Annotated in this window: 35 protein-coding genes, 2 tRNA genes and 10 other RNA genes; 43 read left to right on the top strand and 4 right to left on the bottom strand. The window is 71.2% G+C overall.

Annotation, left to right across the window (positions count from 1 at the left end; all coding sequences use genetic code 11):
• Nucleotides 1–39: 39 nt before the first annotated feature.
• Together ABRQ22_RS14930 and ABRQ22_RS14925 are read right to left on the bottom strand one after the other, a co-directional pair.
• A tRNA-Lys gene (locus ABRQ22_RS14930) sits at nt 40–112 on the bottom strand.
• 269 nt (nt 113–381) lie between these two features.
• Nucleotides 382–454 (bottom strand) — tRNA-Asn (locus tag ABRQ22_RS14925).
• A 1,817-nt stretch (nt 455–2,271) separates the two neighbouring features.
• On the opposite strand from ABRQ22_RS14925, the gene ABRQ22_RS14920 reads away from it, so the two are divergent.
• The 41 genes from ABRQ22_RS14920 (at nt 2,272) to ABRQ22_RS14720 (ending at nt 15,125) form a co-directional block, all read left to right on the top strand.
• Nucleotides 2,272–2,607 (top strand): hypothetical protein, encoded by a 336-nt coding sequence (locus ABRQ22_RS14920; RefSeq protein WP_144721220.1) that lies wholly within the window; start codon nt 2,272–2,274, stop codon nt 2,605–2,607.
• A gap of 36 nt (nt 2,608–2,643) precedes the next feature.
• Nucleotides 2,644–2,709: hammerhead ribozyme type II (locus ABRQ22_RS14915), an RNA gene on the top strand.
• A 14-nt stretch (nt 2,710–2,723) separates the two neighbouring features.
• Complete coding sequence (locus tag ABRQ22_RS14910) at nt 2,724–2,966, top strand: hypothetical protein (RefSeq protein ID WP_353707283.1); 243 nt, start codon at nt 2,724–2,726, stop codon at nt 2,964–2,966.
• 4 nt (nt 2,967–2,970) lie between these two features.
• An RNA gene (locus ABRQ22_RS14905) (hammerhead ribozyme type II) lies at nt 2,971–3,034 on the top strand.
• 14 nt (nt 3,035–3,048) lie between these two features.
• Complete coding sequence (locus tag ABRQ22_RS14900; protein ID WP_144721216.1) at nt 3,049–3,237, top strand: hypothetical protein; 189 nt, start codon at nt 3,049–3,051, stop codon at nt 3,235–3,237.
• An RNA gene (locus ABRQ22_RS14895) (hammerhead ribozyme type II) lies at nt 3,238–3,302 on the top strand.
• A 16-nt stretch (nt 3,303–3,318) separates the two neighbouring features.
• On the top strand, nt 3,319–3,720 hold the full coding sequence (locus ABRQ22_RS14890) for a hypothetical protein (RefSeq protein WP_353707282.1): 402 nt from the start codon (nt 3,319–3,321) through the stop codon (nt 3,718–3,720).
• A 5-nt stretch (nt 3,721–3,725) separates the two neighbouring features.
• Nucleotides 3,726–3,789: hammerhead ribozyme type II (locus tag ABRQ22_RS14885), an RNA gene on the top strand.
• Nucleotides 3,790–3,804: 15 nt separating this feature from the next.
• Nucleotides 3,805–4,050: a hypothetical protein gene (locus tag ABRQ22_RS14880; RefSeq protein ID WP_353707281.1), complete on the top strand. Its 246-nt coding sequence runs from the start codon at nt 3,805–3,807 to the stop codon at nt 4,048–4,050.
• Nucleotides 4,050–4,113: hammerhead ribozyme type II (locus ABRQ22_RS14875), an RNA gene on the top strand. The genes ABRQ22_RS14880 and ABRQ22_RS14875 overlap by 1 nt, the downstream gene beginning before the upstream one ends.
• A 12-nt stretch (nt 4,114–4,125) precedes the next feature.
• Nucleotides 4,126–4,557 (top strand): hypothetical protein, encoded by a 432-nt coding sequence (locus ABRQ22_RS14870; RefSeq protein ID WP_353707280.1) that lies wholly within the window; start codon nt 4,126–4,128, stop codon nt 4,555–4,557.
• Between the two features lie 2 nt (nt 4,558–4,559).
• An RNA gene (locus ABRQ22_RS14865) (hammerhead ribozyme type II) lies at nt 4,560–4,623 on the top strand.
• Nucleotides 4,624–4,637: 14 nt separating this feature from the next.
• Nucleotides 4,638–4,808: a hypothetical protein gene (locus ABRQ22_RS14860; RefSeq protein WP_186325191.1), complete on the top strand. Its 171-nt coding sequence runs from the start codon at nt 4,638–4,640 to the stop codon at nt 4,806–4,808.
• Nucleotides 4,809–4,811: 3 nt separating this feature from the next.
• On the top strand, nt 4,812–4,991 hold the full coding sequence (locus ABRQ22_RS14855; protein WP_353707279.1) for a hypothetical protein: 180 nt from the start codon (nt 4,812–4,814) through the stop codon (nt 4,989–4,991).
• A gap of 81 nt (nt 4,992–5,072) precedes the next feature.
• Nucleotides 5,073–5,690 (top strand): hypothetical protein, encoded by a 618-nt coding sequence (locus ABRQ22_RS14850; protein ID WP_353707278.1) that lies wholly within the window; start codon nt 5,073–5,075, stop codon nt 5,688–5,690.
• Nucleotides 5,691–5,693: 3 nt separating this feature from the next.
• Nucleotides 5,694–5,755, top strand: an RNA gene (locus tag ABRQ22_RS14845) — hammerhead ribozyme type II.
• Between the two features lie 16 nt (nt 5,756–5,771).
• Nucleotides 5,772–6,173, top strand: coding sequence for a hypothetical protein (locus ABRQ22_RS14840; RefSeq protein WP_353707277.1), 402 nt, complete (start codon nt 5,772–5,774; stop codon nt 6,171–6,173).
• On the top strand, nt 6,170–6,559 hold the full coding sequence (locus tag ABRQ22_RS14835) for a hypothetical protein (protein WP_144721205.1): 390 nt from the start codon (nt 6,170–6,172) through the stop codon (nt 6,557–6,559). The genes ABRQ22_RS14840 and ABRQ22_RS14835 overlap by 4 nt, the downstream gene beginning before the upstream one ends.
• 8 nt (nt 6,560–6,567) lie before the next feature.
• Nucleotides 6,568–6,619: hammerhead ribozyme type II (locus ABRQ22_RS14830), an RNA gene on the top strand.
• Nucleotides 6,620–6,643: 24 nt separating this feature from the next.
• Nucleotides 6,644–7,126 carry a hypothetical protein gene (locus ABRQ22_RS14825; protein ID WP_353707276.1) on the top strand — a complete coding sequence of 161 codons (483 nt, stop codon included), beginning with the start codon at nt 6,644–6,646 and terminating at the stop codon, nt 7,124–7,126.
• Nucleotides 7,127–7,207: 81 nt separating this feature from the next.
• On the top strand, nt 7,208–7,573 hold the full coding sequence (locus tag ABRQ22_RS14820; protein WP_353707275.1) for a hypothetical protein: 366 nt from the start codon (nt 7,208–7,210) through the stop codon (nt 7,571–7,573).
• Nucleotides 7,574–7,579: 6 nt separating this feature from the next.
• Nucleotides 7,580–7,642: hammerhead ribozyme type II (locus ABRQ22_RS14815), an RNA gene on the top strand.
• A gap of 16 nt (nt 7,643–7,658) precedes the next feature.
• Nucleotides 7,659–8,039, top strand: coding sequence for a hypothetical protein (locus ABRQ22_RS14810; RefSeq protein ID WP_353707274.1), 381 nt, complete (start codon nt 7,659–7,661; stop codon nt 8,037–8,039).
• Nucleotides 8,036–8,281: a hypothetical protein gene (locus ABRQ22_RS14805; RefSeq protein WP_353707273.1), complete on the top strand. Its 246-nt coding sequence runs from the start codon at nt 8,036–8,038 to the stop codon at nt 8,279–8,281. The genes ABRQ22_RS14810 and ABRQ22_RS14805 overlap by 4 nt, the downstream gene beginning before the upstream one ends.
• Before the next feature lie 50 nt (nt 8,282–8,331).
• Nucleotides 8,332–8,496 carry a hypothetical protein gene (locus tag ABRQ22_RS14800; protein ID WP_353707272.1) on the top strand — a complete coding sequence of 55 codons (165 nt, stop codon included), beginning with the start codon at nt 8,332–8,334 and terminating at the stop codon, nt 8,494–8,496.
• Complete coding sequence (locus tag ABRQ22_RS14795) at nt 8,493–8,663, top strand: hypothetical protein (protein WP_353707271.1); 171 nt, start codon at nt 8,493–8,495, stop codon at nt 8,661–8,663. The genes ABRQ22_RS14800 and ABRQ22_RS14795 overlap by 4 nt, the downstream gene beginning before the upstream one ends.
• Nucleotides 8,664–8,666: 3 nt before the next feature.
• Nucleotides 8,667–8,728, top strand: an RNA gene (locus ABRQ22_RS14790) — hammerhead ribozyme type II.
• Between the two features lie 17 nt (nt 8,729–8,745).
• Nucleotides 8,746–9,285 carry a hypothetical protein gene (locus ABRQ22_RS14785; RefSeq protein ID WP_353707270.1) on the top strand — a complete coding sequence of 180 codons (540 nt, stop codon included), beginning with the start codon at nt 8,746–8,748 and terminating at the stop codon, nt 9,283–9,285.
• Nucleotides 9,286–9,331: 46 nt separating this feature from the next.
• On the top strand, nt 9,332–9,496 hold the full coding sequence (locus tag ABRQ22_RS14780; protein WP_353707269.1) for a hypothetical protein: 165 nt from the start codon (nt 9,332–9,334) through the stop codon (nt 9,494–9,496).
• Between the two features lie 105 nt (nt 9,497–9,601).
• Entirely contained in the window at nt 9,602–10,219 is a 618-nt protein-coding gene (locus ABRQ22_RS14775) for a hypothetical protein (protein WP_353707268.1), read from the top strand.
• 48 nt (nt 10,220–10,267) lie between these two features.
• Nucleotides 10,268–10,639 carry a hypothetical protein gene (locus tag ABRQ22_RS14770; protein WP_353707267.1) on the top strand — a complete coding sequence of 124 codons (372 nt, stop codon included), beginning with the start codon at nt 10,268–10,270 and terminating at the stop codon, nt 10,637–10,639.
• 35 nt (nt 10,640–10,674) lie between these two features.
• On the top strand, nt 10,675–10,905 hold the full coding sequence (locus ABRQ22_RS14765; RefSeq protein WP_353707266.1) for a hypothetical protein: 231 nt from the start codon (nt 10,675–10,677) through the stop codon (nt 10,903–10,905).
• Nucleotides 10,905–11,261: a hypothetical protein gene (locus ABRQ22_RS14760; protein WP_353707265.1), complete on the top strand. Its 357-nt coding sequence runs from the start codon at nt 10,905–10,907 to the stop codon at nt 11,259–11,261. Before ABRQ22_RS14765 ends, ABRQ22_RS14760 begins: the two co-directional genes overlap by 1 nt.
• Nucleotides 11,258–11,551, top strand: a complete 294-nt coding sequence (locus tag ABRQ22_RS14755; protein WP_353707264.1) for a hypothetical protein — start codon at nt 11,258–11,260, stop codon at nt 11,549–11,551. The genes ABRQ22_RS14760 and ABRQ22_RS14755 overlap by 4 nt, the downstream gene beginning before the upstream one ends.
• Nucleotides 11,552–11,577: 26 nt before the next feature.
• Nucleotides 11,578–12,045, top strand: coding sequence for a hypothetical protein (locus ABRQ22_RS14750; protein WP_353707263.1), 468 nt, complete (start codon nt 11,578–11,580; stop codon nt 12,043–12,045).
• 95 nt (nt 12,046–12,140) lie between these two features.
• Nucleotides 12,141–12,956 carry a prohibitin family protein gene (locus ABRQ22_RS14745; RefSeq protein WP_353707262.1) on the top strand — a complete coding sequence of 272 codons (816 nt, stop codon included), beginning with the start codon at nt 12,141–12,143 and terminating at the stop codon, nt 12,954–12,956.
• 88 nt (nt 12,957–13,044) lie between these two features.
• Nucleotides 13,045–13,380, top strand: coding sequence for a hypothetical protein (locus ABRQ22_RS14740; protein WP_353707261.1), 336 nt, complete (start codon nt 13,045–13,047; stop codon nt 13,378–13,380).
• On the top strand, nt 13,377–13,655 hold the full coding sequence (locus ABRQ22_RS14735) for a hypothetical protein (RefSeq protein WP_353707260.1): 279 nt from the start codon (nt 13,377–13,379) through the stop codon (nt 13,653–13,655). Before ABRQ22_RS14740 ends, ABRQ22_RS14735 begins: the two co-directional genes overlap by 4 nt.
• 80 nt (nt 13,656–13,735) lie before the next feature.
• Nucleotides 13,736–14,143: a hypothetical protein gene (locus tag ABRQ22_RS14730; protein WP_353707259.1), complete on the top strand. Its 408-nt coding sequence runs from the start codon at nt 13,736–13,738 to the stop codon at nt 14,141–14,143.
• A complete protein-coding gene (locus ABRQ22_RS14725; RefSeq protein ID WP_353707258.1) occupies nt 14,140–14,526 on the top strand; it encodes a hypothetical protein in 387 nt (128 codons plus the stop codon). Before ABRQ22_RS14730 ends, ABRQ22_RS14725 begins: the two co-directional genes overlap by 4 nt.
• Entirely contained in the window at nt 14,523–15,125 is a 603-nt protein-coding gene (locus ABRQ22_RS14720) for a metallophosphoesterase (protein WP_353707257.1), read from the top strand. Before ABRQ22_RS14725 ends, ABRQ22_RS14720 begins: the two co-directional genes overlap by 4 nt.
• On the opposite strand, the gene ABRQ22_RS14715 is transcribed toward ABRQ22_RS14720, so the two are convergent.
• Nucleotides 15,107–15,229, bottom strand: coding sequence for a hypothetical protein (locus ABRQ22_RS14715; protein WP_353707256.1), 123 nt, complete (start codon nt 15,227–15,229; stop codon nt 15,107–15,109). The two genes, ABRQ22_RS14720 and ABRQ22_RS14715, sit on opposite strands and share 19 nt — an antisense overlap.
• On the opposite strand from ABRQ22_RS14715, the gene ABRQ22_RS14710 reads away from it, so the two are divergent.
• Complete coding sequence (locus ABRQ22_RS14710) at nt 15,228–15,413, top strand: hypothetical protein (RefSeq protein WP_353707255.1); 186 nt, start codon at nt 15,228–15,230, stop codon at nt 15,411–15,413. The genes ABRQ22_RS14715 and ABRQ22_RS14710 overlap by 2 nt on opposite strands.
• Entirely contained in the window at nt 15,410–15,691 is a 282-nt protein-coding gene (locus tag ABRQ22_RS14705; protein WP_353707254.1) for a hypothetical protein, read from the top strand. Before ABRQ22_RS14710 ends, ABRQ22_RS14705 begins: the two co-directional genes overlap by 4 nt.
• A 280-nt stretch (nt 15,692–15,971) precedes the next feature.
• Here ABRQ22_RS14705 and ABRQ22_RS14700 read toward each other — a convergent pair whose 3' ends face one another.
• Nucleotides 15,972–16,247: a hypothetical protein gene (locus tag ABRQ22_RS14700; protein ID WP_353707253.1), complete on the bottom strand. Its 276-nt coding sequence runs from the start codon at nt 16,245–16,247 to the stop codon at nt 15,972–15,974.
• Nucleotides 16,248–16,260 lie beyond the last annotated feature (13 nt).

The following is a 16,260-nucleotide window of genomic DNA, read 5'->3' as shown; positions in this document are numbered from 1 at the left end:
GCCGGCCCTGGACCCCGAAGGGCGGAACCGGCCGTGATGTGCCCCGCCGAGGAGTCGAACCTCGGACTTCCCGGTTAAGAGCCGGGAGCTCTGACCGCTGAGCTAGCGGGGCGTGGGGCGAGGGGGAGGTTACGAGCCTCCGGGTCGGGTGGGACTTCGTCTGCTGTTCGGTCCCGACCGCCGCGCTCTGCCGCTAAGCCGCTCCACTTCACCAGCCGCTAAGCCGGATCGCCGCCCTGCGACCTCACCGTTTGGCACTGGAACAGGTCTGGCATCGGAGCGAGCGCGCACCTTAGCCACCCACCCTCGGCATCCCTACCGGGGTGGGCGACCACTCGGTCACCCTCTGTCCGTTCCGGCTGGCCGGCCGGTACGGATGAGCTGACGTGGCAGGAATCGAACCTGCGCCCTCCCGGGTAACAACCGGGCACTCTGCCTACTGAGCTTCACGCCATCGCGCGCAGGGCCGTCACCGGAGGAGAGGACGGCTCCGGCCCTGCGCGTGGGGAGAGGTTCAGCCGAGGAGACCGGGGTGTGTCTCGACTCGGCGGAACCGTTGGCGAGTCCGACGTCGTTGCACCGCCCGTGCAATCCCGCCCTCGGCCGACGACTTCTTCTGGTGGTGCCAGGAGCACAGCGCGCGGAGGTTGCCGTAGCTGTGGTCGCCGCCGGGGCGGATGTGGTCGACGTCGGTCGCCGGTGAGGGACACCGCTCCGTGTCCCCCGTGGGGTGCGTGAGCCGCTCGGTACAGCGGTAGCCATCACGCGCCAGAACTCGCTTGCGCCGTCGCTCCCAGTCGTCTGGGAGCTCCTGCCGGCGATCGGACCCGGCCCAACCGGGCATGTCGATCACCTCCGCGAGAAGAGGCCCCGGTGGTGAGCCTGCGAACAGGTGCGGCGTGCCGCGACCAACCCGGGGATGTCCATTGATACAGCGCGCTGCGACGGCGTCCTACGGCTGCTCCACCAGGCGCAGCGCGTGGGGGCCCTCCGGGCCCCAGCTCAACAGCCTGTAGCAACCTTGCGCTCTGTCGCAGCGCTCTACACTCTATTACTACGGTGACGCAAGACCCCCCGTAAGGGCAGTGCTTTGTGTTCTGCGTCACTCTCTCGTTACCCCCCTCTACGCCCGTCTCAGCCACGCCCTCAACGGATCTAGGGCACTGGCGGTCGGGTTGGGCAGTAGGGCCGAAGGCCCGCAGCATCCTGCGGATCTGGGGCCCGGAGGGCCCTCATGCGCGGGGACTGCGTGCTGCGCGCAAGACGGCGCCTAGACCCCGCTACGAAACCGGCCGCAGAGCCGGCGCCGGCAGCTCGAGATCCGCGACAGCTCAACGCTGAGCGCCGGCGGGTTGGTCCTCGAGGGAGCCCACGATCGGACCTCTGATAGTGGCAGGACCGTAGCTGCTAAGACGTAGCGGTGCCCGAAGCCGCCTCGCGCGGGTGATACCCCAGGGCGTCGGGCGACGTCAAGCGCGCGGGAGTGATGCTTGCCACACGCGGCGGATTGGACAACGCGACGCCCGGCCGCCATCCTCGCGCGACGCGCGCGGGATCGTCTTCTGGCGACTCGGGGCGTGCGAGCGCGCGAGTGTCGCTCACGTCGTCGCCGACGTCAACGCTTCCCCACTGTGACGCGCGCCACGCTTCCCGCGCTGCCTGCCAAGCGCTGCCCATGCCTGCCGAGGCAGCCCAGAAGCCGGGTCAAAACGGACATATCCAAGGGTGTCTCAACATGTGGATGCCTCGTGGATGGCGAGTTTTCGTTGCAATCCCAACGATTCCGCGTCACTCTCCCGTTCGAGGTTGCGTCACTCTCCCGATCCCCGTAATGTTCTGGATGTCGGCAGGGACGGGGTCACCCGGACAAGCCGACAAGGCCCCGCCTACCGGGCGGGCCGCGCGGGTGACAGAAACGCGCGGCACGTGTGGGACGGGCAGGTGACCGCTTGATCTTTGAGAACCGAATAGCGCAACGCACGATGCCCCGCTAGGGCGCGCGACGATCCGGCCGTACCGGCCGGGGAGCACGAACAGCGGGCGCGACGATCCGGCCCACGCGGCCGGGGAGCGGACACCGGAGGCCACATAAGGGCGTCACGGGCGGGGGTCGGGCGATTGGCAGACAGAAATCACGGGACGGGGCGCGCGTTGTAGCGCGCGTCACGGACCGGGGCCCTAGGCACCGCACAACGGGGCGGGCGCGCGTCATGGCGCACCTAGGGCACAACGGTCGGGCATCGGGCCCGGCCACAACGGGAGGACAGCTCCATGCTCGCTATCACGGTGACCCTCGGCCGCAACTACGGGGAGAGCGCGGGCGACGCTCACAACGCGCCGATGTCGGACGCCGAGTGGAACGACTTCCAGACCGAGGTGTCCGCGGCGATTCACGCCAGCGTGCTGGACGGCGCGGACGTCTGGGAGGAGCGGCACTACGCGGTGTCGGACGCCTGGAACGGCGTGCCCGAGGAGAGCGTGAAGGTCACGGTCCTGGGCGCGGAGCGCTTCCAGGTGCAGGGCCTCGCCGAGACGCTCAAGCCGATTGGCAAGCGCTACCACCAGGACGCCGTCGCCCTGACGTACGGGCACTCGGTCCTGGTCTGAGACGTGCGGGGCCCCGCTACTGGGGGCGGGGCCCCGTGGCGAAACGTCCCGACGCTGGGACGTCGTCCGGGCGGCATCCCGGGCCTGACGAGCCTGCCGAGAGAACGGGGAGAGACGTGGGACTGCTGGGACGACTGCTGGGCAAGCGCAAGCCGCGACGGATGTTCCGGGCGGGCGTGAGCGTGATGCACGACGGCGAGGAGCGCTGGATCCTCCCGGAGCGCGAGTTCCGCACGGCCGCTGAGGCTGAGGAGTACATCCGCCCGGCACTGCCCGAGGGGTCGGACGCGAGCGACGAGGTCATGTGGTGGGACGACCGCGGCGTGTATGTCGGCGGGTGGTCGTACGCCTGGCGCTGAGTAGCGGCGAAACGGGGCTGACGCCCCGTCGCCCGGGCGGCATCCCGGGCCTGATGAGCCTGCCGAGAGCTTGAGGAGAGACATGGACACGATCGCGCTGTCTCCACGCACCGACGACGCCGAGCGGGTGCGTGAGGTGCACGTGCCGCGGGGCCCGTGGGGACGGGTGCGCCCGGCGGCTGAGGTAATCCCCCCGACGCAGCGCCCGACGGACCTTGGCGCGTTCTTCCAGGGCGTCTCCGACGTCGTCCACGACCACATGCGCTACTGACGGCGAAACGGGGCTGACGCCCCGTCCGTGCGGTTGGCATCCGCACGCTGACGAGCCTGCCCCGAGACGAGGAGACGAGAGATGACGACGACGACGCGCACCCTGCACATGGGCGTGCAGCCCAACGGCCTGCTCCACGTGGCGCGCGCCGTGCGGAGTTTCGGGCTGACGCCCCTTGTGGACGGCGACGGCTGGGAGGTCTGGGGTGAGCCCGTCGACCAGGACGACAACGACGGCGTCACGCTTCACGTCGTCGTCGAGGGCGTGCAGTACGACTCCGACGCTCTCGACGTCCTGCGGGCGGCCAACGGCCCCGGGATCGGGCGCCTGGTGCCCATGCGGCGGAACGTCGAGTCGTCCGGGGACGTGCTCGGAGTGACGACCGAGCCGGACGACTGGTCCGAGGGGCCAGAGTCGCTCCTCGTGCGCTTCGCCGTGGACGGCATCGTCGAGTACCGCATCGAGGGCGTGGTGAAGCCCTGACCTGACGGCGAAACGGGGCCGACGCCCCGTCCGCACGGCGGCATCCGTGCGCTGACGAGCCTGCCACTGAGAGAGGACCCACCCATGAGCACAGCCATCGTCGACGTCGTCCGCGAGGAGATCGTCCGCAGCCTGGTCGGACGCCAGATCACGTGCGCCGTGACCGGCGAGGTGCTCGACTTCCGCACCTGCGTCGTGCTGGTCGACCCGCAGACCGGCGACCCCGTGAACGTGGTGTCACAGGCGGGCTGGAAGGCCCAGAGTCCCGAGTCGATCGGGAAGCTCGCCGCGCTGGGCGCGGTGCCCGACGTCTCGACGATCCGGGCCTGAGGCGAAACGGGGCTGACGCCCCGTCCGCACGGCGGCATCCGTGCGCTGACGAGCCTGCCAACGAGAGGAGACCCGATGTTTCGCAAGATGCTGGGATTCGGTGCCGGACTGGGGATCGCGACCGCCCTGCTGGTGGCTGCCGGGACGGTTGACGAGGGCGAGGCGGTCGCCGTGCCCGACGTCGTCGAGGCTGCTCCTGACGTCGTCGTCGAGGTGCCTGAGGTGGTGGTGACGCCCGAGCCCGAGCCCGAGCCCGAGGTCATCCCGGCGCCCGAGCCCGTGGTGGACGACGTCGTCGAGGCGGTCGAGCCCGAGCCCGAGCCCGAGCGCGAGGTCATCTACGAGGACGACCCGGCGTGGAACTGCGCGCTGGACGGCAACCTGACGTGCGGCGTCGGGACGGACTGGGGCGGGCTGCTGGTGGGCGACGTCATCGTCTGCCCGCCGGGGCTGGAGGTCGCCATCGACGAGTACCCCAACGGGGTGACCTGGGCCGCGTGCATGTAGGACGGCGAAACGCCCCGCGAGGGGCGTCCGCAGGGCGGCATCCCTGCGCTGACGAGCCTGCCAAGACACGAGGAGACGACATGGCAACGCAGCCGACCCGCGACGAGATCCGCGACGAGATCAACGCCGCTTCCGACTCGCTGGAGGAGCACCAGGGGACGCGCTGGAGCGGGATGTCCTACGAGGACGGCGTCATCGCCGCGCTCTCATGGGCCGCCGGTGACACGCCCGACAAGCCGATGGAGGACTGAGGCGTGGCGGACAGGGTCACCCACGGCTCCCCCGAGCACTTCCAGCAGGTCGTCGATGCCCACGTCGTGAGCACGTACGGCCCCAACAGGTGGTGCCGGTGCGGTGCGAACGTGCCCGACTACAGGGCGCACATCGCGGCGGTGTGGGCGCCGTACGCGCTCCCCGACGGCTGGCGCGCCTAGCCAGCGGCGAAACGCCCCTCGGGGCGTCGCGAGGGCGGCATCCCTCGCCTGACGAGCCTGCCAACGAACCGAGGAGAGACCATGAGCACGCACGAGGAGCGCGAGATCCTGCGCCAGACCGTCGGCCACGTCGTGACCGCGCTGGGCGAGGGCTGGAGCGTGGACGCCGACCCTCAGTGGGAGGAGTACCGGGGCGTCTACGTCGACGGACCCGACGGCGCGCGGCTCTGGCTGACGCTGGCCTGGAACAACGCGGACCGCCTGGAGGTCCAGGGCCTCTACCCCAAGCCCGAGGAGCCGCACGCCCGGGGCTGGAGCAAGCGCTACGACGAGGAGCGCAAGGACTCGATCACCGTCCGTCGCGACCGCGACCCCGCGGCCATCGCCCGGGAGATCACCCGGCGCCTGCTCCCCGGCTACCTGGAGATGCTGGGCGAGGCGGTCGAGGCCAACGCCAAGCACGACGCCGCGGTGCGCGCCGGGCGCGACCTGCGCGCCGCCATCGCCGACCGGCTCGGCAAGGGCGCCCGGATCGTCGAGACGCGAGGGGAGGTCTCCACGCCCTACCACGGGTCGGACAGCGGGAAGCCGTCCGCCACGTTCAAGGCGCACGACGGCGGGGGCGTCTCCGAGGTCGAGATCCGCTGGCTGACCGACGAGCAGGGGCTCAAGCTGGCCGACTTCCTGACGACCCTCTGACCACGGCGAAACGCCCCTCGGGGCGTCGCCCCGGCGGCATCCGGGGCCTGACGAGCCTGCCACCACCGAGAGGAACCACCCATGAGCACCGAGACGCTGGAGCGCCCGAGCACGACCGTCGAGGTCGTGACCGTGCGCCACGTCGAGATCACCGACGAGCACGTCCAGAACATCATCGACATCGCCGGGTACTGGATGACGTACTGGGCGGCCAGCGCGCCGCGCGAGGCTTGGAAGGAGGGCGACGCTTTCGTGTTCGTCGAGGTCGGCGACGGCGACGACGAGGTGACACACCACCTGACCGGCGAGCAGATCCGCCAAGCGTGGGCCGAGATCGCCGCAGGCGACCACAGCGCCATCTCGAACGAGATCCTCGCGCAGTTCGCCGAGGCGCTCGACGCGGGAGAGCCCGACCTGATCGACGCCGAGGCCGCCGACGTCCTGGTGCAGATCGCCGCGCTCGGCAAGGTGGTCTACGGATGAGCGCCCTGACGCGGCTCCGTGCGGACGGTCGGCACGAGGTGGCGGACGACGCCGAGGCGAACAAGACCCACGGCTGCCGCACCGACTCTGAGTGCATCCTCTCCGACGGCCACGACGGCGACCACGGCCACGACCGCGAGGTGTGGTGGACCGCCACGACCGACGGGCACTGGGTCCTGATCGAGCGGGAGAACAACCCCGACGCCCTGGTCGGGCCCTACCCCGACGAGGCGGCCGCCGTGCTCGCGATGGAGGAGGCGCTCCTCATCGACGGGCTCTGCGAGGAGGACTCGCTCGACTGCAACACCGTGACGATCGACGGCTTCGACCCCGCCTGGGACGTCCACATCATCGACCCCGACGACCCCGACCACACCGGCGCCTGACGGCGCACGGCGAAACGCCCCTCGGGGCGTCCGCGCGGCGGCATCCGCGCGCTGACGAGCCTGCCAGCGAGAGAGGACATGGACATGGGTGTGCGCGTGGAGTGGATGGACGCGAAGTACACGAGCGTCGCGCTGGAGGTCGAGGGGGCCGCCTGGCACGGCGAGACCGAGCCGGGCGAGGAGGTCGACGAAGAGGACGCGATCCCGGGCGAGGTCGGCATCGTGTTCGGGGCCGACGAGGCCGTGGTCCTGAGCGGCGACGCGGAGCGCGTGCGTGCCCTGCTCGCCCGGGCGCTGCGCCAGGTCGACGAGTTCGAGCAGGACAAGCGGCGCGCGCTCGCCGACGAGCCCTGCCCCGCGCGCCCCGAGGGCGGGGAGCACGACTGGTCGCTGCACGAGGACGGCTACGGCCGGACGTGGGCGACCGTCGTCGAGGGCGACAAGATCACGGCCTACTTCCAGGGCTCCGAGGACTGGAGCGAGGACGGCGACGGCGACCTGCACTTGTTCTGCGGCGGCTGCATGGCGCGCCGCGACGTCAACGAGGACAGCATCGAGTACCTCTGACCGGCGAAACCGGGGCCCGCCCCGGTCCGGCGCCCTGGCATGGCGCCGCTGACGAGCCTGCCGCGACACGAGGAGAGACCCATGAGCACCGCGTTCCCGACCATCCCGCCGCTCCCGGCGCTGCCCGAGCGTCTGGCCGAGGGTGGCGTCCGCAGGATGTCCGTCCGCGCAACCGTCGAGGTCGAGGTCTTCGTGGCCCCGTTCGCAGACTGGACGGAGGAGGACATCGCCTTGCGGATCGAGCACGACCTCATCGACACGATCGCGTACAAGGCCGGCTACGCGGCCGACGCCGAGCGGGGCGACGTCGTGAGCGCCGCACCGGCGCGCGGCGGCCTGCCCGAGAGCGTCGTCCACGTCCGCGACCTGGAGATCCTCGCGGACGAGCCCGCCGACGTCGACGAGGTTGTCGAGACCGCCGAGGCCATCGCCTCCGAGCGCCCCTGAGCACCACGGCGAAACCGGGCACCGCCCGGTCGCCCCGGCGGCATCCGGGGCCTGACGAGCCTGCCGATCCCCAGAGGAGAGACCAATGACCGACACGACCGGCGAGATCCTGCACCTGCTCCGCCCTGTCGAGGACGCCGAGCGCCCGCCCCACGTGGACTCGGGCCAGCACCGCGTGAACAGCCAGGCCGGACTCGCGAGCATCGTCCGTGCCGACGCCCCTGCCCCCGGCACGGTGCGCGTGACGCTCGACCTCACGCCCGAGCAGATCAAGGCCCTGGTCGACGTGCTCGACTCGGGCCAGCAGGCGATCGGCGACACGACCGACCGCATGGAGGGCGAGGAGTACGGCTACTACGACGACGAGGACCGCGCGACGCAGCGCGCGTTCCGCGAGGCGGCCGACGCCGTCGTCGCGGTCGCCATGGCCGCGCTCGACGCCGCACGCCAGGAGGCCGGGCTGTGAGCGGGAAGCGTCGCGACGAGGTCGGGGAGGCTGCGGCCGTCCTGCTCGTCGTCCTGAGCGAGGGGCAGATGGCCCGCGCGCGCCAGCGGGACAGCCTGACGCAGGTGCCCGGCTGGGCGCTTGCCGACCTCGAGGTCGCCGTCGAGAAGCGCGCGCCCGGGCTGCTCAAGCGCGCACGCGCTGAGGCGAAGGCCCGGCTGGCAGCGGACCGCACCGCCCGGGCCGCGGGGGTGACGGCGTGAGCGCAAGGACGGGCTGCCCCGAGTGCAGGCGCCGGGATGCGGCGCTCACGATGGCACGCGAAGACCTGCGGTTCGCCGCGCGCCAGGCCGCACGACGGGAGTTGCCGCGCCTGCTCGCAGAGGTCGACAGGGCGAAGCGCCAGCTCGCCGAGACCAAGCACCTCGCGAGCGAGCACGCCGCGACGCACGTCGAGAGCGTGAGGGTCGCCGCGTGAGGCGCAGCCGGCCCCCGACGCTGACCTACGAGGTCGGGCGCCACGTCTTCGTGAGCGGCGGCTCGGGGCGCGTCGTCCTGGCCCACGGGGACGGCCGCTACGACGTCGAGATGGCCTGGGGAGAGGTCGTCACGGCCTGGGCGCACGACATGGCTCCCCGCACCTGACCACGGCGAAACGCCCCTCGGGGCGTCGCCCCGGCGGCATCCGGGGCCTGACGAGCCTGCCAACGATCGAGAGGACACCACCATGGGACGCAGCATCCTGCCCGCACCGGGCGCCGTCGAGGTGCTCTACTTCGCCCTGCCGGACGCCGACGACGTCAAGGCGTCGTGGCTGGAGTACCTCCGCGAGGACGACCCCGAGGCAACGCTCGACGACGTGTCCGACGACATCGTCGAGCAGGACCACGAGCACGTCTACTCCGACCTGATCGACCGGCTCCCCGAGGCGCTGAGCGAGCGCTACCCGAGCTTCTACGCCGAGGACGAGAGCACCTGGAGCGGGCGCGAGAACCGCGTCGTCGCGACGAACGGCATGGCCGACGTCCTGGTCACCCAGTACGGCGACCTCATCGCCGTGAGCATCGCCGCCCGGAGCGACCGCAGGACGCACGGGGGCTGGGCGGACACGGACTGGTGGCGGCACGAGGAGACGCTGCGCGAGGGCTGGACGAAGCGCATGGCGAAGCACCTCGCCGGCGTGATCCGCGAGGCGGTCTACCTGGAGGAGTACGGCAAGCTCGGCACGTTCTCGGACGGGACGAGCGTCTACACGAAGGCGGCCTGACGTGGCGCGGCCGCCGAGGTTCTGGATCTCCGAGATCGTCCCGGGCGTGAGCGACCAGGTCGCGATCGACCGGATCCGCGGCGAGTTCGGTGAGGCGCGCTGGTGCGTCGTCGTCGACGCCGAGCGCGGGGTGATCGCGTACGCCGACCCCGAGGCCGCCGAGGAGATCGTCGCGGCGCTGAACGCGCACCACGCGGCATCGGGAGAGTAGCGCTGCGTCACTTTGCCAATCACGCCCGAGATGCCCTACACTGGAGACACGCCGCCTGGTGAACCGCTGGGCGGCGTGTCTCTGAGTCGATAGGGAGAGTGACGCATGTCCGAGGTCATCGGCATGAGCGGCCGCAAGCAGAGCGGCAAGAACACGTTCGCCGCGCACCTGGTGAACGAGTACGACTACGTCGAGGTCGCCTTCGCCGACGCGCTGCGGGACATGGCCCTCGCCATCGACCCGATCGTGCGCGCGCGCTTCGTCCTCGACCCCCACGACCCCGACCGCCTGGGGCGCGTCGAGAAGATCCGCCTGTCCGAGGCGGTCAAGGACCTCGGCTGGGACCGGGCGAAGGAGCTCGTCCCCGAGGTGCGCCTGTTCCTCCAGCGCCTCGGAACCGACGGCGTCCGCCGGATCATCGGCGAGGACACCTGGGTCGAGGTCCTGGAGGACCGCGTCCACGGGCTCGTCAACACCGACGTCGTCGTGACCGACGTGCGCTTCCCGAACGAGGCGCGCGCGATCCAGAACCTCTCCGGCTTCCTCGTGCGGGTCGAGCGCCCCGGCCTCCCCGTCGACGAGCACCCCCACGTGAGCGAGGTCGCGCTCGACGACTTCGCCGACTTCGACTACATCGTCGCCAACGACGGGACGATCGACGACCTGCACCGCAAGGCCGACCGGGTCCTGCGGAGCATCGCGTCCACTCTCTCGACCCGATAGGGAGAGTGACGCACCATGCAGTACCAAACCCCCAGAGGAGAGACCCGCATGACCAGCACCACGTTCCAGGCACCCGATCTGCGCGACGGCATCCGCCTCGCGGTGAGCATGGGCGGCGTCATCGCCGTCGCCGTCGTCGACCTGCTCATGGAGGCGGGCGGCGAAGCGATCCGCCAGGCCGCCGAGACGCCTCGCATCCTCACCGAGGGCGAGGTCTACGAGCTGGGCACCGGCGCCGCGATGCTCGACGCCGAGGGCGACCTGTGGGTCGCCGGCCCGCACGGCTGGCACATGCTCTCGTCCGCCGTCGGCCTCCACGGCGAGCCGCTCTCGACGCCGGTGCCGCTCACCACCCCCGAGCTCATCGCCGACGCCCACGACAACCTCTTCTTCCCGTTCGCGCTGGTCCGCGAGGGCTGACGGGCCCCGGCCCCCGAGATCCAGAGGAGAGAGGCATGGCACGGCGAACTGGCTACTCGATGTGCACGTGCGGGAAGCGCGGCTACGGCGACGCGCACAACGCGGAACGGGCCCTCGGGCGCGTCACCGCGAAGCGCCGCCGGATCCGCGCCGCTGTGGGCACGGCCCGCGGCATGAAGTTCGAGCAGAGGCACTACGAGTGCGACTTCGGAGGCGTCCACCTGACGTCGATGTCGCGCCGCGAGTACGAGGAGGTGGCGGCCTGATGCTCGACACGCAGCGGGCGGTCTTCAAGACCTGGTCCATGACGAAGCACGCCTCGGAGCGCGCCGCGGAGATGGGGCTCACGCCCGAGGAGATCCGCGCCGCCGTCGAGGAGCCCGAGCGCTGGTGGGTCTCCCCCACCTACGGCAAGACGAACCAGACCCGGGGGCGTATCACCGTGGCGCTCGGCGAGCTCGAGGAGGGCACGCTCCACCGGCGCGTCGTCACCGTGCTCTGGGCGACGCAGGAGGCGTGGCGCGCGGCGTACCGCGCGGGCACCGCCCAGGGGCGCCCGGTGCGCGACCTGAGCCACCTCCCGAGCGCCCGGCGCGGGCACCGACGGAGGGCGGCTGCATGACGGCGAGTCGCGCGAAGTTCTGCTGGACCTGTGGCGGCGAGTTCGACGTCACGCGCTTCGAGGTCGACGTCGAGCAGTACGACGGCCTCGCCGCCGAGTGCAAGCGGTGCGAGGAGTGCCGCGAGATGGCTCGGCGCATGGACGGGGAGACCGGCCCTCGCACCTACCGGATCGAGGGCGAGGGGCGTCGCAAGGCGCCCAAGGCCCGCGGTCGGCTCACCCGGGCCGGCCTCGATCTCCAGGCATCACTCCGGCGCCGGCCCCGCTCCGGGCTGACCGCCACCTACTGACGCACGACCCGAGGAGAGAACGCACGATGACCGACACCACCACCGAGGCCGTCGCCCCCGAGGCCCGGACCGTCCCCAAGCTCAAGCCCGAGGTCAAGGCGGCCTGGCTCGAGGCACTCCGCTCCGGCGAGTACACGCAGACCCGGGGCGTTCTCGAGCGCACCGTGGGCGAGGGCCCCAGCCTCCCGGTCGGCTTCTGCTGCCTCGGCGTGCTGTGCAAGGTCGCCGTCGACGCCGGCGCCGCCGTTCGCGAGGCGTCCAGCATCAGGGCGCGCTACGGCGTCGACGGCGAGCGCTTCTCGCTCTACGGCCCCGTGTTCGAGATCGCCGAGTGGGCCTTCGAGTCGCCGGATGGCGCGGTGTGGGAGGTCCCTACCCCCGACGCGATCAGTGAGCGCCTGGGTGGCTCCCCCACCGTCAGCCTCGCGGGGCTCAACGACGACTTCGGCTACACGTTCGCGCAGATCGCGGACCTGATCGAGCAGCACCTCTAGGAGCTCCAGCTCCAGCCCTGCCGTGTAGGCACGCAGCCCGTCCGAGACGGGCCAGGGCGCGCAGCAAGACCCCCATCAGAGGAGAGAACACCAGCATGTCGAACAGCACCAAGGTCATCGTCAGCGGCGTCGTCGCGGGCGCCCTCGTCATCACGGGCCTCATGTCCGTGCACCGCCAGGACGTCGGCGAGGCCAAGGTCCTCCGCTCCTTCTCCGGCGAGATCGTCGGCGAGTCCACCGAGCCCGGCTTCCACCTCAAGGCCCCCTGGGTCAAGGCGATCCCGTGGGACGTCCGCGACAACGTCGTCGAGTACGCCGCGGGCGGCGAGACGAACTACAACGGCGGCTCGGCGACGGGCCCGCGCATCACGGTGCAGGACGCGGACGGCGTCGACGCCAACCTCGACCTGACGGTCCGCTACTCGATCGCCGGCGACAAGGTCGAGGAGCTCTACGCGCGCTTCGGCACGCAGCAGAACCTCGTCACGAAGCTCATCGAGCCGGGCATCCGGTCGGCGACGCGCGAGATCCCGGGCCAGTACGGCTCGCTCGAGCTCCTCAACAACCGGGCCGACGTGCAGGCGAACGTCCGCGACGCGCTCGTCGCCGAGTGGGCCGCCGACGGGATCATCGTCGAGGACGTCTCGATCCAGGAGATCGTCCAGCCCGAGAACGTCAAGGCCGCGTTCGCCCGGGCCCAGGAGGCGCGGACCGCCGTCGAGACGGAGAAGGCGAACCTCGAGCGGGCCAAGATCGAGGCCGAGAAGAACGCCGTCGCGACGCAGGCGCTCACGCCCGAGATCCTCACCGACCGCTACATCGCCGCGCTCGACGCCGGCACGGTCTTCATCGTCCCCGAGGGCTCCACGCCGATGCTCCAGCTCCCGGAGCTCGCCGCCCCCCAGCAGTGACCTCCAGCCCTGCCGTGCCGGCACGCAGCCCGTTCGAGACGGGCCAGGGCGCTCAGCAGTACCCGCCCACCCAGAGGAGGTGCCCCACATGGGGCTGTTCAACCGCAAGAAGGTCGACCCGCTCGACCTGCCGCTTGAGGAGCGCGCGCAGATCGCGAGCCTGAACGGGTCGAACGCGCTGGCCGTGTTCGAGGAGGCCGCCTACGCGCTCGACGCCAGCGCCCGGGATCTCCAGGAGATCGCGAGCCAGGCGCACGAGCTCGCGGACATCACGCTCCGCTCCGGCGAGCTCGAGGCTGAGGCGATCCTCACCGCGGCGCGCGCCCGGGCCGACGAGCTCAAGGTCACCGGGATCTCGCTCGACGAGGAGGCTGCCGGCCACGTGCGCCGCGCCGTCAAGATCCGCGAGCTGGTGGGCGCATGAGCGCCCCGGAGACCCTCGCCGAGCTCGACGTCGAGGAGATGCCCCCGGTCACCACGCTGACGATCGAGAAGATCGTCGAGCCGGTCCCGCAGCAGCCCCGGCACCAGACGTTCGTCGTGACGGACGGCGACGTCTACGGGCTCCACCTCGAGCCGCCGGACCCGACGGTCCTCGGCGTCGTCCTGAGCAACGCCTACGGCCTCGTCAAGCAGTACGGCGAGGGGACGTTCCAGCTCCAGCCCGAGCCCGTCGAGGGCGCGACCTTCGGCGAGTGATCGCCAGCCCCGCCATGCAGGCACGCAGCCCGTTCGAGACGGGCCGGGGCGCTCAGCACCACCAGAGGAGAGAACGAACGATGACCGCAACCCTCGACGTCGTCGACGTCGCGCAGACCATCCCGCTGGACGCCCGACTCCGGGCGCCGTGGAGCTGGGAGTCCACGCCCGAGCACGCCTTCGAGGAGCTGGGCACGATCCAGTGGGGCGAGGCCAGCTACGACTTCAACCAGACGGCGGTCTTCCGCCACAAGGACACCGGCACGCTCTTCATCGCGAGCGACTCGGGCTGCTCGTGCCCGTCACCCTTCGAGGACACGACGGTGCGCGACGCGACGGTGATCCACCACCTCCGCGACTTCGACGCGGTCATCGACGGGCAGCGCAACAGCGAGTGGGCGTGGGAGCGCGAGCGCGCGACGTACCCGCCGACCGTCGACTCCATCGCCCGCGTGCGCAAGGCCGTCGAGGAGGCGCTGCGCCGATGACCGACACCAGCTACGAGACGCCCCGCGGCTTCGCCGGCTACGCCCAGCTCGAGGACACCTACGGCGCCCGAGTGCGGGTCCAGGAGTCCAGCGCCGCGAGCCGCCGTGCCGTCTGGATCTTCACCGAGGGCGGTGCGGTTGCGAGCGGCGACAAGCCGAACGACGGCTCGGCGCACCTCGACGAGGCGCAGGCGCGGCAGGTCCGCGACGCGCTCACCGCGTTCCTCGGAGACGACCCGCTTGAGGCGGCAGCGCTGCGCGTCGAGGAGCTCGCGACGGACATGCGCGAGGGCAACGGCTGGGAGGACGAGTGGAGCTCTCGCGAGATCCGCGATGCTGTCCTGCACGCCGCGGACGTCGTGCGGCAGGGGGCGGCCCGATGAGCAACGTCTGGTTCACGTCCGACCTGCACCTCGGCCACTACAAGGTTGCCGCGCTCCGGGGCTTCGCCGGCCAGGAGGAGCACGACGCTGCGATCGTCGAGGCGTGGGAGGCGGTCGTCCGCAAGGGCGACCAGGTGTGGGTGCTCGGCGACCTCGCGGTCAGCTCGCCGGCGTACGCGCTCAACGTGCTCGAGAGCCTCCCGGGCGAGAAGCACCTGATCTGGGGCAACCACGACCAGGGCCACCCGATGCACCGGGACGCGCACCGCAAGGCGGCGAAGTACCTCGACGTCTTCTCGTCGGCGCAGGCCTTCGCTCGGCGTCGGGTGCTGGGGCGGGAGGTGCTCCTCTCGCACTTCCCGTACTTCGGCGACACTGCCGGGCGCGTGGGCGATCGGCACACGCAGTACCGACTCCGCAACGAGGGCCTGCCCCTCATCCACGGGCACACCCACAGCGCCGAGACGTTCAGCGTGGCCCCGGCCCGCATCCCGTTCACCCCTCAGCTCCACGTCGGGCTCGACGCCCACAACATGCAGCTCGTCCCGCTCTCGTGGGTCGAGGGACACATCCGCCTCCTCTACAGCCTGGAGGGCTGACCGATCACCGACTTCATCGACACGTACAAGATCCCGACCGGGCCGCCGGTCATGACGATCATCCCGTGGCGCAGCGCCGCGGCGGTGAAGGTCCACGAGTCCATGGCGCGAGCGCGGGCGGCCGTCGCCAGCCAGAACCGCTACCTCCGAGGCGCCGACGGGGAGTACCGCTACGGCGTGCGGCGAGCCCGCGTCTACGTCTGGCGCGACGGCGCGTGGCAACTCGAGCACGACATCGAGCACGGGACGCCGCTCGAGGAGCTCCCGTGGAAGAAGGCCGCCGCATGAGGCCGGTCATCTCCGAGGTCCAGCTCGAGCAGCGCCTCGCGCGCAAGGTGGCCGGCCACGACGACCACGAGCTCGTCATCGTCCGCGCCGGCGACGTCCGCGCGCTCCTGGCGAAGATCGCGAGCCTGATGCCCGCGCCGGCGTTCGTGATCCCGCCCGAGAAGCGGGAGCGGATGATGCTCGATGCCATCGAGCGCTACGGGCCGGTCCTCGACCGGCTCGCGCTCGACGACGTCGCGCCGGACGGCGGCGCACGCGCCTCGCAGGCGGAGCGATGATCCCGGACTGGGCCCGTGGCCCTGTGGCCGTGGGGGCGATCTCGGCGGCCGCTCTGGTCGCGACCACGGTCGCCTCGATCGCCTGGACTGCGCTGTCCTGAGCAAGACGAAGCCCCCGGCTGTTTGTGAGGATGGCATGTCCTCGCCGGGGGCTTCGCGCCTGCCAACTCCAGAGGAGAGTTGGGCAGGCCAAGCCTACAGGCAGCCACCCACACAGGTAAGGCCCAGGTCATGCGACCTGGGCCTTTTACCTTCGCTTGGCGCCGCCCCCACCCCTCCCCTACGAGGGCTTGGGGTCCTTGGTCGATTGCTTCCGCTCGCGCTTCTCTCGCTCGATGTCCTCGAGCGTCGTGACCCGGCTCGTGAGGTCCTGCCGGCGTCGCCGGCTCGTGGTCATCTCGAACTTGGAGAGGAGCTCCTCGAGCGCGACGGAGTGCTCTTCGCACAGGTCCACTTCGGCCGTACGCCCGCGACTGGACACGCGATACTGCTCGGCGGGCGTCTCTTTGTCCCGCTCGCGGCAGACATCGCACAGCCGCACCTGAACCTGAACCATTGCTCTCTCCCTG

It is taken from the genome of Cellulosimicrobium sp. ES-005, from assembly GCF_040448685.1.
Taxonomy (GTDB): domain Bacteria; phylum Actinomycetota; class Actinomycetes; order Actinomycetales; family Cellulomonadaceae; genus Cellulosimicrobium; species Cellulosimicrobium cellulans_G.
This window is presented reverse-complemented; position numbering and strand designations above follow the sequence as displayed.